Below are 1,439 nucleotides of genomic sequence, written 5' to 3' on the forward strand. Positions count from 1 at the left end.
GAGCTGGGGGTGGTCGCAGAGGCCAGGGGGAAGCGACTGTTTACTAAAAACACAGGTCCGTGCGAAGTCGTAAGACGCTGTATACGGACTGACGCCTGCCCGGTGCCGGAACGTTAAGAGGACCGGTTAGAACCCGCAAGGGTTCGAGGCTGAGAATCTAAGCGCCGGTAAACGGCGGTGGTAACTATAACCATCCTAAGGTAGCGAAATTCCTTGTCGGGTAAGTTCCGACCTGCACGAATGGCGTAACGACTTCCCCGCTGTCTCAACCACAGGCCCGGCGAAATTGCAGTACGAGTAAAGATGCTCGTTTCGCGCAGCAGGACGGAAAGACCCCGGGACCTTCACTATAGCTTGGCATTGGCGTTTGATGTGTCTTGTGTAGGATAGGTGGGAGACTGTGAAGCGGGCACGCCAGTGTTCGTGGAGTCGTTGGTGAAATACCACTCTGGTCGCCTTAGACGTCTAACCCGCGCCCGTGGATCCGGGTGGGGGACAGTGCCTGGTGGGTAGTTTAACTGGGGCGGTTGCCTCCTAAAGGGTAACGGAGGCGCCCAAAGGTTCCCTCAGCCTGGTTGGTCATCAGGTGGTGAGTGCAAGGGCACAAGGGAGCTTGACTGTGAGACCGACAGGTCGAGCAGGTGCGAAAGCAGGGCCTAGTGATCCGGCACCGGCGTGTGGAAGCGGTGTCGCTCAACGGCTAAAAGGTACCCCGGGGATAACAGGCTGATCTTCCCCAAGAGTCCATATCGACGGGATGGTTTGGCACCTCGATGTCGGCTCGTCGCATCCTGGGGCTGGAGTAGGTCCCAAGGGTTGGGCTGTTCGCCCATTAAAGCGGCACGCGAGCTGGGTTTAGAACGTCGCGAGACAGTTCGGTCCCTATCCGCTGTGCGCGTAGGAGAATTGATGAGGGTCTGTCCCTAGTACGAGAGGACCGGGACGGACGGACCTCTGGTGTGCCAGTTGTCCCGCCAGGGGCATGGCTGGTTGGCTACGTTCGGTCGGGATAACCGCTGAAAGCATCTAAGCGGGAAGCCTTCCTCGAGATGAGTTCTCCCTCCACTTTCGGGTGGGTAAGGCCCCCAAGAGACGATTGGGTTGATAGGCCGGGGATGGAAGCGCGGTAACGTGTGGAGTCGACCGGTACTAATAGGCCGAGTGGCTTGAACACACTGAACGTTCAAACCGATCGCAATTCTGCTGTATGTTCGCGTCCCTGTGTGGTTCCCAGAAAACAACCTGGGTTCTGTACAATAAAATATTGAGCCTGACGGCTCGAACGAAGCTTGCCGCGCCCGTGTGGGTGTGTGCGTTGGTCGTTCGGTGGTTATGGCGAGGGGGAAACACCCGGTCCCATCCCGAACCCGGTAGTTAAGCCCCTCAGCGCCGATGGTACTGCATGGGAGACTGTGTGGGAGAGTAGGACACCGCCGGAC

The 1,439-nt window shown here is 58.2% G+C and carries 2 rRNA genes; both read left to right on the forward strand.

From position 1 onward, the window contains the following. Positions 1-1,174: ribosomal RNA gene (locus tag ACFPCY_RS42995) — 23S ribosomal RNA — on the forward strand; the annotation flags it as partial. 148 nt (positions 1,175-1,322) lie between these two features. Beyond that, a 5S ribosomal RNA gene (gene rrf, locus ACFPCY_RS43000) occupies positions 1,323-1,439 on the forward strand.

The organism is Actinomadura gamaensis (genome assembly GCF_042652125.1).
Classification (GTDB): Bacteria; Actinomycetota; Actinomycetes; order Streptosporangiales; family Streptosporangiaceae; genus Spirillospora; species Spirillospora gamaensis.